Origin of the sequence: Mycobacterium asiaticum, assembly GCF_001673635.1 — a bacterium.
Classification (GTDB): Bacteria; Actinomycetota; Actinomycetes; order Mycobacteriales; family Mycobacteriaceae; genus Mycobacterium; species Mycobacterium asiaticum_C.
In genome coordinates this window covers 17431-30481 of record NZ_LZMH01000043.1, presented here as the reverse complement: position 1 = coordinate 30481, position 13051 = coordinate 17431, and the positions used below count along the sequence as shown (strand labels likewise).

Sequence of the window (13051 nt, the reverse complement as noted above, 5' to 3'; positions counted from 1 at the left end):
GCAGGACCTACCGTGGATGGTTGTGAACACTCTGGACGCAGTGGTGGTGGGCGCCGGATTCGCCGGTCTGTATGCCCTGCACAAGCTGCGCGGCCAAGGGCTCACGGCGCGGGTAATCGAGGCCGCGCCCGAAGTCGGCGGCACCTGGTACTTCAACCGGTACCCCGGCGCCCGCTGCGACGTGGAAAGCGTCGACTACTGCTACTCGTTTTCCGAGGAATTGCAGCAGGAATGGGACTGGACCGAGAAGTACGCCACCCAGGCCGAAATCCTGCGCTACCTCAACTGGGTCGCCGACAAACTCGACCTGCGCCGCGACATCTCGTTCAGCACGCGGGTGGTCTCGGCCGTGTTCGACGAGAACGCGATGTGCTGGTCGGTCACCACCGACACCGGGCAGACACTGACGGCCCGCTTCCTGCTGATGGCCACGGGTCCGTTGTCGGACGCGATGACACCCGACTTCACAGGCTTGGACACCTTCGAGGGTGAGATCCTGCACACCGCCCGATGGCCGCACCGCCAGGTGGATTTCACCGGCAAGCGGGTCGCGGTGATCGGCACCGGATCCTCGGGCATCCAATCGATCCCGATCATCGCAGAACAAGCCGAGCAACTTTATGTCTTCCAGCGCACCCCGAATTACAGCGTCCCGGCCGGCAACAAGCCACTGTCGGCCACCGAACTCGCCGACATCAAGGCCGGCTACGCCGAACGGCGGCGGCTGTCCTGGCGCAGTGGCGGCGGGTCACCGCACCTCACGGCGGCCAAACCGGCGATGCAGTTCAGCCCGGAAGAGCGCCGCGCGGCCTTCGAAAAGCGTTGGCAGCTGGGCGGTGTGCTGTATTCGAAGACTTTCCCGGATCAGATGATCGACCCGGCCGCCAACGAGGAGGCCCGGAAGTTCTACGAGGAGAAGGTCCGCGCGGTGATCGACGACCCCGAGGTCGCCGACCTGCTCATCCCAAATGACCATCCGATCGGCACCAAGCGAATATGCACTGACAGCAACTACTTTGAGACTTTCAACAAGCCCAACGTGACGCTGGTGAGCGTGCGGAGAACCCCGGTCCAATCCGTGGACCGCACCGGGATCAACACCACCGACGCGCACTACGACCTCGACATGATCGTGCTGGCAACTGGTTTCGACGCATTGACCGGCGCGCTGGCCAAGATCGACATCGTTGGCCGCAACGGTGTGAGGCTCCGGGAGAAGTGGGCGCACGGACCGCGCACCTATCTGGGGCTGGGCATCGACGGGTTCCCCAACCTGTTTGTGATCTCGGGTCCTGGGGCGCCGGCCGTGCTGGCCAACATGGTGTTACACGCTGAGGCGCAAGTGAATTGGATCGTGGCGGCCATCGAGTATCTCGACAGGACGGACTATGCTGCGATCGAGGCCCGCACGGACAGCGTGGACGCCTGGGGCGCCGAATGCGCCAGGCTCGCCGAAGCGACGTTATTCCCCAAGGCCAACTCGTGGTACATGGGCGCCAACGTGCCGGGCAAGCCGAGAGGTTTCATGTTGTTCGTGGGAGGTTTCGCCACCTACAACGGGATCTGCGCCGAGGTCGCCGACGCCGGTTACAAGGGATTCGACCTGATCAAGAAGCCATGCTGACCGGCCTGCGGGACAAGGTCGTGTTGGTGACGGGCGCTGCCCGCGGCACTGGGCGGGTGCATTGCCAAAGGTTCGCCGACGAGGGTGCCGACGTGATCGCACTGGACTTCCCGGCGGCCGCCGACGATCTCGCTTCGCTGGCAACCGAAGTCGAGAACCGCGGCCGGCGTTGCGTGACCGGCTCGGCGGACGTCGCCGACCTGCAGGCCGTGACCGCGGCCGTGGATGCCGGCGTCGAGCGGCTGGGTCGGCTGGACGTCGTGCTGGCCAACGCCGGGATCCACACGCCGGGCGGGCCCACCTGGGAACTCGACCCACGGGACTGGCAGCGCACGCTGGACATCAACCTCACCGGTGTCTGGCACACCGTCAAAGCGGGAGTGCCGCACATCGGTGCCGACGGCGGCTCGGTCGTCATCATCAGCTCGACCAGCGGGATCCGCGGCATGGCCAACGCCGCCCACTACACTGCCAGCAAGCATGCCGTGGTGGGCCTGGCCCGAACTTTGGCCAACGAACTGGGGCCGCGCGGCATCCGGGTCAACACCGTGCACCCCGGTGCCGTCGCGACGCCGATGGTGCTCAACGAGAAGACTTTCCGGCGCCTGCGACCGGATCTGGACAACCCGACGGCCGAAGATGCGGCCGAAGTGCTGCGGGCCCGCAACCTGCTGCCCGTGCCGTGGGTGGAGCCGGTCGACGTCGCCAATGCCGTCGTGTTCCTGGCCTCCGATCAGGCCCGCTACATCACCGGTACCCAGCTCGTCGTCGACGCCGGCCTGACGCAGAAGACGACATAAAACCGCACCGGCGCCTTTCGTCCGGAACTGGACCGAGATGAGGAGATGACGATGGCCGACCGCAGCCGATACGGCCCCTGGGCGCTCATCGCCGGCGGCTCGGAAGGCGTCGGCGCCGAATTCGCCAAACAGCTGGCGGGTGACGGCTTGGACCTGGTGCTGATCGCGCGCAAGCCCGAACCGCTGGCCGACACCGCCGCCCGCTGCCGGGAAATCGGCGCCCAGGTGCGCACTGTCGCGGTGGATCTGCTTGACCCTCAAGCGGTTGCGCGTATCACCGAGGAGACTGCCGACGTCGAGGTGGGCCTGTTGATCTACAACGCCGGCGCGAACACCTGTCGCGAGTTGTTCCTGGACGCCGACCTCGCCGCGATCGGTCGGGTCATCGATTTGAACGTGACCCGGATGCTGGCGCTGGTGCAGCATTTCGCGCGCCCCATGCGGCAGCGCCGCCGCGGCGGGATCATCCTGGTCGGTTCGATCGCCGGCACCTACGGTTCGATGCAGCAATCGGCATATTCCGGAGTCAAGGCCTTCGGCAGGTTGTTCGCTGAAAGCCTGTGGCTGGAATTGCGTGACCACAATGTCGACGTGCTGGACCTGATGCTGGGGGTCACCCGCACGCCGGCGATGGAGCGGGCCGGGCTGAATTTCGACGTGCCGGGGCTGTCTGTCTCCGACCCCGCCGACGTGGCCCGCGAGGGGTTGGCGAACCTGGCCAATGGCCCGGTGTTCGTTGCCGGCGACAACGCCGCCGCGGTGCGGTGGGGCAGCGGGGCGGACCGGGCCGCGATCGTCCTGGGCGCGCATCAGAGGGTCCAGGCGCTGATTGGGGGTTCCACATGACCGACATCGAGGCCCTTGCCGAGCGGCTGCGCAGGCTCGAGGACGAACGGGACATCGCAAGGTTGATCGCCGCCTACGGCCCCGCGGTAGACGCCGGCGACGCCGACATTGCCGCACGACTATGGGCCGTCGACGGCACCTATGACGTCGAGGGCTGGCGCATGCAGAGCCGCGCTGACGTGCACGCCATGGTGAGTTCGCAGCATCATCAGAACCTCGTGGCCGACGGTTGCTGTCATTTCCTGGGACCGTGCGTGGTGACCGTGGACGGTGACTCCGCGGTGGCGGTGTGCGAATCGCTGGTGCTGGTCCGCGACGGCCAGGGCTATCGGGTATGGCGCTGCACCGCAAACCATTTCGTGCTGGCGCGTGGCGAACAGGGGTGGCGGATCGCCGCGCGCACCAGTCGCGTGCTGGACGGCAAAGCCGAGGCGCACGCGCTGTTGACCAGGGGCCTGGCCGGCGCCGTCTAGCCGCGGGAAAGGAACGCCAGCACGGTGCTCTCGAACGCGTCCTTGGCCTCGATCATCGCCCAGTGCCCACAGTTGGGGAACACGTGCAGCTCGGCGTTCGGGATGGTGCGCATCGGAACGATCGCCATGTCGAGCGGGCTCACCCGGTCGTCGCGCCCCCAGGTCAACAGCGTGGGTGCGGCGACCTTGTGCATGACCGCCCACGGCATCGGCCGGTCAGAGGCGTTCATCGCCGCCATCATCGCCGCATAGGCGGCCTTGCCGTACATCCGGCGTGCCGCCGCCAAGGTGTCCGGATCGGTCGCCAACTGCCAGCGTTCCTCCATGAGTTCCTCGGTGACCAGTGACTGGTCGTAGACCATCGACTTCAGCCAGTCCACCAGCCGCTGCCTGGTGGGATCCTCGGTGAACTCCTGCAGCAGCCGAATGCCTTCGCTCGGACCGGGACTGAACGTGTTGGTGCCGATCCCGCCGATGGTCACCAGGCGGCCGATGCGGTCCGGATGCCGGATGGCGAAGTTGATGCCGACGCCGCCACCCATCGAGTTGCCGACGATGTGGGCCCACTCGACGCCGAGTGCATCCAGGAACGGCGCCACCACACCCTGAGCGGTCACCATCGGATGCCCACCGAAGTCGTCGGTCACGCCGAACCCGGGAAATTCCAGGATCAGGCAACGGAAGTGCTCGGCGAACACCGGCAGGACGCCGCGGAAGTTCCGCCAACCGGTCACGCCCGGACCGGATCCGTGCAGGAACAACAACGTCGGCGCTTGCGGGTCGCCGGCGTCGTAGTAGCGCAATGTGCCGTTCTCGGTGCCGATCTCGCGCAGGTCAGTTTCAGCAGTGTTGGCCACGTAGGCCACCCTGCCATGCCGCGATTGCCGGGTTGCGTGTCACCCCGCGTGGCGCAGCTGGGCGACGCGGTGTCCGGCCCGCGGCTCGACTCGGCGGACGGCGGTGGCGGTGAGCATCGTGCCCCAGGCGCGGGCGGCGCCGTGCCGCATGGCCGCCGGGTTCCCCGTGGTGAGGTAGACCCGCTCCGCGCGGTCGGCCGTCCGTGCCTCCGGATACCGGTAGGCGATCGCGGCCGCCAGGTGCTCGGCCGGATCGATGAGCAGTGCGTTCGGCAGCGCTTCGGCGAACCACTGGCGTGCGGCGGGGTAGTGCGTGCAGGCCAGCACCAGGGCTTCCACCTCGTGCAGCGGCGCCACGATGTCGGCCAGGTCGGCGCGGAACCGTCTGGAGCCGGTGCGGCCGGCTTCGATGTGCGCGGACAGCGGCTGCGCGACGCGGCTCAGGACTCCCCGCCCCGGGCGGGCGAGGCCGCGCCGGTAGAGCCCGGCATCGATGGTGCGCAGGCCGCCGACCACCCCGACCAAGCTGAGATCTTCGGGTACGGAGGCCAACCCATGGGCGATGATTCCCTCGACCGGCACCGGTGCTGAACCCAACCGTGTGACCACGGTGCTGGCGGCGTTGCAGGCCAGCACGACCTCGGTGGCGCCGCGTTCGGCGAGGTGGGTGACCACGGTCATCAGCCGATCGGTCAGCTGGTTGGCGCTCATCCGGCCGTAGGGTGTGGCTGCCGTGTCCGACCAGTACAGCACCGGCAGGCCGGGAGCCAGCCGGTCCAGCGCGTTGACCAGCCCCACACCGCCGATGCCCCAGTCGACGATGCCCAGCCGGGCGTCGGTTGACGTGGCCATCACGGGTAGGAGAGCGGGGCGGTCTGCCCCTTGGTCAGGGGGCCGGAGTCGAACGCGATCACCCGCGCGGACATGGTCGCTGTCAGCGTGTCCACTTTCGCGCCCGGGAATCGGCTGCCGAAATACCATCGATACTCGTGCTCAGCACGGATAGGGTTGTGTTGCAACATATTCCGCCAATCTGGGTGTTGGGTCAATGCGGCGAGGTCGTGGGCGAATTGCGGTCGGGCGCGGCGCGTCCGCAGGTGCGCGACGGCTGATCGGGCCAGGATGGGCAGCTCGCGCAGCCGCACCGGTTGCTCCACCATGTCGACCACCCACAGCCGGCCGCCGGGCGCAAGCACTCTGCGGATCTCGGCCATCACGGGATCCCAGTCCAGGTATCGGAAGGACAGGAAGGAGATCACCACGTCGATGTGGTCGTCGGGCACATCCAACGCGGGTCCATTGACCTTGCCGAATCGCAGGCGGGCGCGGTCGCGGCTGCGTTCGCGTGCCCGAGCCAACATGCCGGCGGAGCTGTCGACGCCGACGGCGAAGTCGATGTCACCGTTGTCATCCAAGGCGCGTAGCAAAGCACCGTTGCCGCAACCGATCTCGAGTACGCGGAGGCGTCGGCCGAGGTCGGCGTGCAAGCCGGCCAGCCGGTTGGCCACCCATTCCCATTCGGCGTCACGGACTCGGATGTCGGCGTAGGCGCGGTCGTACAGTTCGGCGACGCGATCGTAGGAGCGTTCCGGATGCGTTGCGGCGGGCAGACTTTGCGCCATCGGCTCGGCGGCGCAGCCGAGATACTTGCGCACGCTGCCGGCCCAGCCGTGCGACTTCTTGCCGGGAGCGGCGATCATATAGAGCTTCGGGCGGGCCGCCGGATGACGACCCGCCCACGCAAACCGGTCCTTGCGCGTGGACACGGTGGTGTAGTTGTGGTTGCCGAACGTGGCGACGCCGAACACGTCGGCGAAGAACGGCGTGAACCAGCGCGCCGTCCGGCAGGCGTGGAAATACGCCTGAGCACCGGCGGCGAAGGGGATCGTCATGTCCCGCCACTCATGCGGGGAGAACTGCTCGGGCCAATCGGTGGAGCCGAACATCGGCCCGTACATGCCGGAGTGGCTGATCAAATGCAGCTGACTGATCCTTCGGCCGGTCAGCGCGAGCCGGGTGAGTTCGGCTTCGAAGTCGGCCTTGCGGTGCAGACCCGAGACGATGACTTCCGCGTCGGGATTCTCCTCGGCAAGTTCGCGTCCCATGGTGGCCGCAGCCACCGCGAATTCGGCCGAGCCGCCGCGGTAGTGGGTGGTGTGCGCGACCCAGATGACGGGCTTGCGCCGGCTCTTGGGGGCGACGGCGGCGAACGGGATGCGCGGGTGGTCGCCCGATGGGATCCAGGCGCCGAAGTCACCGACGAGTTCGAGCACCTCGGCGCGCTCCATGTCGAAGACCCGCATTCCGGCCGGCGGTGGGCTGTAGAGGTGCAGGGTCAGCCCGCCCGCCTCGGCCGTCATGTCGTGGATGTCGTCGGGTGAAACCGGGATGGTGGTGGTTTCTCGGCGTAGGGCTTGCTCGGCGACGACCAACTGCGTGTCGTCCCAGTCGAACCGCCGCTCATGGAAGTTGCCTTCGACCGCGATCACGAAACCGCTCGAGCCGCCGTGGTCGTGCGGTGCGCAAGCGCTTTCCGGACGCCAGCGGGCGAGCATGATTTCGACCTGGTCGTCGACCCGCAGGACCGACCGGGAATACGGCTCGCCGTGCTTGGGGTCCTGCGCCAAAGCAGACAGCAGCGGTCGCGCCGCATTGGCGCGTGCGAGCAATTCGGGACCAGGGGCCTCGCCCCGGACCGCGACCGCGGCCAGCGCGTCGAGTAGGGGAGCCACGTCCGAGAGCCCGTCGTGCCTGGTTATCGGCTCGTCGTGCGCGATATCGGTCATGGTCGACCCCCTTTCGACGACCAAGCTGGGGTTGCCACCGTGATGGTTCTGGTTCGTCGCTTTTGCTGTGTTGTTACCAACCCACACGCTTGTGCCGAGCCCTTGAAGGATCCTTGGAGGATTCTTGGAACGCTGGACACGGGCGGGCGTCGAGCGTGGGCCTGATGGAGGCGTTGGGCGCGTTTCAGCTACGTAAGGCCCGCGCTCGGCGGGTAATGAGACGGCGCGCTATCACTCGCCGACACCGCGGGCGTCCAGTGGGCAGAGCCGGTCCACGTCGCCTTGCCGCAGGTACGAGGTGTCCAGGTCGCCGTTCGGGTTCATCGCGGTCATGCGTGCCGCAGGTCGTAGGTGTTGCCCAGCACCGCTTCGGTCATGGCGCCTACGCGCGAGGTGCGGCGTCCGCGCGCATGAGTTCGGCTCGCGTCTGGTCGATTTGGTCGTAGGCGTAGTTGGCCATCGCAGGGGTGGTCATGTTCCCGCCGACTTGCGCGCACCTTTCGTACGTTGCATCGCCCAACTCGTCGCGCAGCCGCCCAATCACGGTCTTGAGCTCGGGTACCGACTGCGCGGTCACCGGACTGAACGCGAATCCGGCCAGGGTGGCGGCCGGCTCGTACCGCCCTAACCGCTCGAAGAATGCGGCAAGCAGAGCCAGCGGTGTGCTCATCATCGCGGTGCTTCCCGCCTCGTGGTGATTGCGAATGGCCAGGGTGAAGAAGTCCAGCGCGGCCAGCGGGTCGCCGTGATTCGCTTCGACGCGGCACAGGACGGCCGCGAGGTGGGACACAGCACTGCGGTTGCCGGTTTCCTGGGCGATCGACAAGCCGCGGCGCATGACCTTCATCGCTCGTGCGGGGTCGGTGTCGCGGAAGGCGAAGCCATCGGCGAGGGCCGCGAAGCAAACTGCGAACGGATTTCGGGTGGCCTGGGCGGCCTCGACCAACCCGTCTGACAGTGCCATGGCCTCATCGCTGGGACCTTGGATCGATAACGCCAGGATGAGGCATCCCCGAGTGAGGGTGAGGACGTCAAGACCGCGGGCCAACTCGGCGCGGGACACCGCGATTCCACGGTCTGGTCTTCCGCTGACAGTGAAGGCGCCACTGAACCATGCGTGCAGACCGTAAGGCACTGTGTTGGGACAGGTGTCGAGCATCTGCACGGCGATTTCGGCATACCGGAGCGCGTCGGTGAATCGCCCGGCCGAATAGCACATCGACGCCAGCACATGAAGAAATGTTGACCTGGGATGATCGGCGGCGCGGGCAGCCTCCAACAGTTCTTCGGCCCAGGTGATCGGCTCGAAATTGTCCACCGCGTAGCCGAGAAAGGCGGCATTCTCGGCGATTGCGGCGGCATCGTCGAGAACCTCGTTGTCGGCCGCCCAGCGAAAAGCGGTACGCAGATTGGCCAGCTCGGCGGTGAACCATTGGTAGGCTTCGCGTTGAGCGGGGCTGTCCCACAAGGTCAGGATGTCGGTGCTCCGCCGGGCGAAGTGCTGGGTGTGAGCGCACCGAAATTCTTGTGCTACACCGCGACCCGCTAATTGTTCCTCGGCGAACTCACGGATCGTCTCGAGCATCGAGTAACGTGTCCGGCCCCCCCGTCGGTCGACGGTGACCAATGATTTGCGTACCAACGCATCCAGCAGATCCAAGACTTCGTAATCGTCGCTGCCCGATCCTGCTACCGCACAGGCGCTTTGCAGGTCGAACCCACCGGCAAACACCGAACAGCGTTCCAGCAGTAGCTGTTCCGCGGGGTCAAGGTGATCGTAGGACCACGCGACGGCGTGGCGCAGGGTTTGGTGCCGGCCGAGACCGCGTCGCGAGCCGACCAGCAGCCGGAACCGGTGGTTGAGCCGGTCGCGAACCTCGAGCGGCGACATCGACGCCATCCGCGACGCCGCCAGCTCGATCGCCAAAGGTATCCCGTCCAGACGCCGGCAGATCTCAACCACCGCGTTAGCGTCGTCGGCTTCCGCGACGCTGAAATCCGCCGAAACGCTCTGCGCGCGTTCGACGAATAGGCTGACGGCGGGAGAGGCGATGCCGTCGCCCACGTCCAGGGATGGCACCGACCACGACTGTTCGTCGGCGACGTCCAGCCGTTCCCGGCTGGTGGCCAGGATCCGTACGCTCGTCGAACGCGCCAGTATCTCCTCGATCAGATCGGCTGCGGCATCGCGGACATGCTCGCAGTTGTCGAAGACCAGCAGCCGAATCCGGCCCTCCAGCGCGGTGGCCACACTCTCGGTCATGTTCTTGCCCGGCTGCTGGGTGATGCCCAGCACCGCGGCCACCGCGTCGGGCACCGCGCCTGGATCGGAGACCGCGGCCAGCTCGAAAAACCAGACCCCGTCCGGGAATTCGTCGGACATGCGAGTAGCGACCTCACAAGCCAACCCGGTCTTGCCCACTCCGCCGACGCCGGCCAGGGTCACCAGCCGGTGCACCTTCAGCGCGGCGCGCACCTGGTCGACCTCGGACTCGCGTCCGACGAAACTCGTCAATGAAGGACGCAGATTGCCGGGACTGCTGTCCAGCGCTCGTAACGCGGGAAACTCAAAGCGCAGGCCCGGCGCTCGCACCTGAAACACCCCGACCGGCGTGGACAGGTCCCGCAGTCGCCGGGGACCCAACTCCACCAGGTCCACTCCGGTGACCAGCGCAGCCGTCGAATCGGTCAACAGGATCTGCCCGCCATGTCCGGCGGCCATCACCCGTGCGGCGCGATTGAGCACCGTGCCGAAATAGTCTGCATCGCGCAGTTCCGCTTCCCCGGTCGCCAAGCCCATTCGTACCGGCAGCTCGAGTGCCTGCTGCGCGGCGACGGCGGCGTCGACGGCGGATCGGGGCGAGGCGAACGCCGCGCACACTCCGTCACCGGTGTGTTTGAACACGTACCCGCCGCGGGTTTCGATGGCCTGACGCAGCACCTGGTCGTGAGAAGCTAACGCGGTCCGCATGCCCTGGGCGTCGGCTTCCCACCGACGCGTGGAACCTTCCACGTCGGTGAACAGGAACGTCACAATCCCCGTCGGCCAATCCTGCGGATCAGCGCTCACCCACGCAGAATGCCACAGCGAACGTCCAGGTGACAGACTTCTTCCGTGTCCGGAATTGACTTCACCTCGGTGGCACCTATCGTGCCCGTCCTTGACCTCGACGCCGCCCTCGACCGCTACCGTCGCCTCGGCTTCGATGCGCGCGTCTACGAAGGCCCGGAGCGGTACGGCTTTGTCGACCGCGGATCGGTGTCAATGCATCTGACCGAATGGGCCGAGCACGACCCGTTGGGTACCGCATCGAGTGTGTATCTCTATGTCAGCGACGCCGACGCCCTCTACGCCGAGTGGCAGGCTCTGGAAAACCTCGGCGGTCGCCTGCACCCACCGCACGACACCCCTTACGGCTTACGGGAATTCGCTTACGTCGATCCCGACGGCACGCTGCACCGCGTCGGCTCGAGGCTTTAGCTGTTGCGGTAGATCTTGATCGCGGTGGTGATCATCGGGATCTGCAACGGCAGCCGGGCCACCGCGATGGCCCGCATGTACCACGGCTTGTCCCACCACAGCCGAACCATATTGAGGTTGCCCGGGTAGACGCCGATGAACAACGCGGCCGCCGCCGCGGCGGCGGGACGCCGGGTGCGTCGCGACAGCAGCAGCGCTCCGATAACCAGCTCGGCGACCCCGGATGCGTAGGTGTAGAACCGTGCGCTGAAAGGAAGCTCGGCGGGGATGATGCCGTCGAACGGTTTCGGTGCCAAAAAGTGCAGGGTGCCGATGCCGAGCAGGCCAATCCCGACGCGCTGGGCGGCGGTCTGCGTTGAGTCGCGCTGAACGAGCGCTTCGGTGGTCATGGATGCCATTCTCACCGTCGAACCTGTGCGTTCACGACCGGGTGGCACGACGGTTGATCTCCCGTGCCACCCAGGAGGGTGCGAGGTTGGCGACCGCCATCAACGCCTTGCCCTGCGTACCCACCGCATAGTGCGGACCGTGGGGGAGGCGCGGCCGGCCCCGCGCGATCTTCAGGATGGACTCCGCGACGTCATCGGCAGTCAGCGACACTCCCATGGTCCGGGTGCTTCCGGTGTCCACGCCACTGACCATGCCGGTGTCGACGAACAGCGGCCACACCGCGCATACCCTGATATCGTCTGCGGCCCATTCCAATTCGAGTGCCTCGGTTAGCCCGCGGATGGCGAACTTGGACGCGGAGTACGCCGCCAGCTCGGCCTGTCCGTACATGGCCGATGCCGAACACACATTGATCACCTGGGCGTTGGGCGTCGATCGGAGGTACGGGTAGGCCGAATGACAACCGTTGAGTGTGCCGCCGACGTTGACATCGATGATTTTCCGCTGCGCTGGGAGAGGAATCTCTGCGAAGCGCCCCGATTCGAGGATGCCGGCGTTGTTGATCAGCACGTCCAATCGGCCGCCGGTGCGCTCGGCGAGCTCGCCCAGGCGGGTGCCCCATGCGTCAGCATCCTGCACGTCGAGGGAATCGACCACCGCCTCCGGCCGCAGCTCGGCACGCAGGGCCTCCAGCGCCGAAGGGTTGCGCCCGTAGGCGGCGACGCGGTACCCCGCGCGGTCGAACCGGACGGCTGTGGCCCGGCCAATACCCGCTGTGGCACCGGTGATCGCGACGGTTTTGCTGGTCATGGTTTGCCTCCTTGCCATCTCTATTGCCGCGTGACCGGCGTTCAACCTCGGGAAACGGCACAACCCGGACGTAGGATCCTGGAATGGCTAACCAGGCCGGTGGCGACGGGTACGGGCCGGACGAACTCGACCGGGACACTTCCGGGCGGCTCGGGTCGGGCGAGCGCCGCGTCGCGGGTTGGCAGCGGGCGCTGCGCTGGGTCGCCTGGCTGGCGTTTCTGGGCATCGCCGTCAAGAACTCCGACCGGCCGTCCTTCGGCGCGCTGGAGTTTCTGGCACTGGCGATCGCGATCGGCGTCAGCGTCTGGTGCCTGGCGCGGCCGCTGGGTGGGCCGAAGGTCGACATCGAGACCCCGGCCCAGGCGCGCGGGACCTTCGTGTCGAAGACCAGCTGGGGCCTGGTGTTGCTGGGTGCGATCCTCACGGTCGGCGGCGTGGGCGCCATCGGCGCGATCGTCTACGACCTGTCCAGCGGGCGCGCCACGATCGGGGATGTGCTGCACGACATCGCGATCTTCGTCGAGGGCTGGCTCGCCGAGATGTTCACCAACTACGCCTACGACGCGGAGCTGGAGAAGACGCACGCCTACGCGCTGTTCGTGCTGATCGTGCCCGGGCTGCTGCTGCTCGGTTTCACCCTCGTCCCGTTCGTGCGGCGCGGTCGGGAGTTCCGTGTCGAACCCGACGCCTCGATCTCGATCCGCACCACGCGGGGCTTCGAGCCACTGCTCGAATATGAATATTCCGACGTCACCGCCGACGGAACCACGATCCGCTTCACCCCGGTTACACCCCAGACACCGGCCATCGTCCTGCCCCAGGCGCGGGTGTTCTGCCGGGAGAACGGGGCGCGCCTGGAACCGGCCATCAGCGGCGAACTCATCGGGCAACGACTGGCCCGGCGCGGGTTCACCGTCGACGAGATCGACAGCAAACGCGGCTACTTTCGCGCCCGCCGCGGCGGTCCGGGCGCGGTCTAACATG

General features: G+C 67.0%; 12 protein-coding genes. 6 read left to right on the top strand and 6 right to left on the bottom strand.

What is annotated here, in order from left to right; translation table 11 throughout:
- Positions 1-22: 22 nt before the first annotated feature.
- From A5645_RS12240 to A5645_RS12225, 4 genes are read left to right on the top strand one after another with little or no spacing between them, the layout of a single operon-like run.
- Positions 23-1624 carry a flavin-containing monooxygenase gene (locus tag A5645_RS12240; RefSeq protein WP_436405491.1) on the top strand — a complete coding sequence of 534 codons (1602 nt, stop codon included), beginning with the start codon at positions 23-25 and terminating at the stop codon, positions 1622-1624.
- Positions 1621-2424, top strand: coding sequence for a mycofactocin-coupled SDR family oxidoreductase (locus A5645_RS12235; RefSeq protein WP_081288324.1), 804 nt, complete (start codon positions 1621-1623; stop codon positions 2422-2424). The genes A5645_RS12240 and A5645_RS12235 overlap by 4 nt, the downstream gene beginning before the upstream one ends.
- A gap of 51 nt (positions 2425-2475) precedes the next feature.
- The gene (locus tag A5645_RS12230; RefSeq protein WP_065129764.1) at positions 2476-3270 is read left to right on the top strand and encodes an SDR family NAD(P)-dependent oxidoreductase; all 795 of its coding nucleotides are present in this window, start codon (positions 2476-2478) and stop codon (positions 3268-3270) included.
- Positions 3267-3743 (top strand): nuclear transport factor 2 family protein, encoded by a 477-nt coding sequence (locus A5645_RS12225; protein WP_065035354.1) that lies wholly within the window; start codon positions 3267-3269, stop codon positions 3741-3743. Before A5645_RS12230 ends, A5645_RS12225 begins: the two co-directional genes overlap by 4 nt.
- Here the strand turns inward: A5645_RS12225 and A5645_RS12220 are convergent.
- The 4 genes from A5645_RS12220 to A5645_RS12205 all read right to left on the bottom strand — a co-directional run bounded on the left by A5645_RS12220 (position 3740) and on the right by A5645_RS12205 (position 10456).
- Positions 3740-4600, bottom strand: a complete 861-nt coding sequence (locus tag A5645_RS12220; protein WP_065129763.1) for an alpha/beta fold hydrolase — start codon at positions 4598-4600, stop codon at positions 3740-3742. The genes A5645_RS12225 and A5645_RS12220 overlap by 4 nt on opposite strands.
- 39 nt (positions 4601-4639) lie before the next feature.
- Positions 4640-5452: a glutamate racemase gene (locus tag A5645_RS12215; RefSeq protein WP_065129668.1), complete on the bottom strand. Its 813-nt coding sequence runs from the start codon at positions 5450-5452 to the stop codon at positions 4640-4642.
- Positions 5452-7386 carry a methyltransferase domain-containing protein gene (locus tag A5645_RS12210; RefSeq protein ID WP_065129667.1) on the bottom strand — a complete coding sequence of 645 codons (1935 nt, stop codon included), beginning with the start codon at positions 7384-7386 and terminating at the stop codon, positions 5452-5454. The genes A5645_RS12215 and A5645_RS12210 overlap by 1 nt, the downstream gene beginning before the upstream one ends.
- Positions 7387-7768: 382 nt before the next feature.
- The gene (locus A5645_RS12205; protein ID WP_065129666.1) at positions 7769-10456 is read right to left on the bottom strand and encodes an ATP-binding protein; all 2688 of its coding nucleotides are present in this window, start codon (positions 10454-10456) and stop codon (positions 7769-7771) included.
- Between the two features lie 54 nt (positions 10457-10510).
- Here A5645_RS12205 and A5645_RS12200 point away from each other — a divergent pair, with 54 nt between their 5' ends.
- Positions 10511-10867 (top strand): bleomycin resistance protein, encoded by a 357-nt coding sequence (locus A5645_RS12200; protein WP_081288323.1) that lies wholly within the window; start codon positions 10511-10513, stop codon positions 10865-10867.
- Here A5645_RS12200 and A5645_RS12195 read toward each other — a convergent pair.
- A complete protein-coding gene (locus A5645_RS12195; RefSeq protein WP_065035359.1) occupies positions 10864-11256 on the bottom strand; it encodes a DoxX family protein in 393 nt (130 codons plus the stop codon). The genes A5645_RS12200 and A5645_RS12195 overlap by 4 nt on opposite strands.
- A 31-nt stretch (positions 11257-11287) precedes the next feature.
- Positions 11288-12067, bottom strand: coding sequence for an SDR family oxidoreductase (locus A5645_RS12190; protein ID WP_065035360.1), 780 nt, complete (start codon positions 12065-12067; stop codon positions 11288-11290).
- A gap of 83 nt (positions 12068-12150) precedes the next feature.
- Here A5645_RS12190 and A5645_RS12185 point away from each other — a divergent pair, with 83 nt between their 5' ends.
- On the top strand, positions 12151-13047 hold the full coding sequence (locus tag A5645_RS12185; RefSeq protein WP_065129664.1) for a hypothetical protein: 897 nt from the start codon (positions 12151-12153) through the stop codon (positions 13045-13047).
- Positions 13048-13051: the final 4 nt, after the last annotated feature.

Coding starts and splice junctions, on each gene's coding strand:
- A5645_RS12230 (WP_065129764.1), top strand. CDS start 2,476: ATGGCCGACCGCAGCCGATACGGCCCCTGGGCGCTCATCGCCGGCGGC.
- A5645_RS12225 (WP_065035354.1), top strand. CDS start 3,267: ATGACCGACATCGAGGCCCTTGCCGAGCGGCTGCGCAGGCTCGAGGAC.
- A5645_RS12215 (WP_065129668.1), bottom strand. CDS start 5,452: ATGGCCACGTCAACCGACGCCCGGCTGGGCATCGTCGACTGGGGCATC.
- A5645_RS12210 (WP_065129667.1), bottom strand. CDS start 7,386: ATGACCGATATCGCGCACGACGAGCCGATAACCAGGCACGACGGGCTC.
- A5645_RS12195 (WP_065035359.1), bottom strand. CDS start 11,256: ATGACCACCGAAGCGCTCGTTCAGCGCGACTCAACGCAGACCGCCGCC.
- A5645_RS12190 (WP_065035360.1), bottom strand. CDS start 12,067: ATGACCAGCAAAACCGTCGCGATCACCGGTGCCACAGCGGGTATTGGC.
- A5645_RS12185 (WP_065129664.1), top strand. CDS start 12,151: ATGGCTAACCAGGCCGGTGGCGACGGGTACGGGCCGGACGAACTCGAC.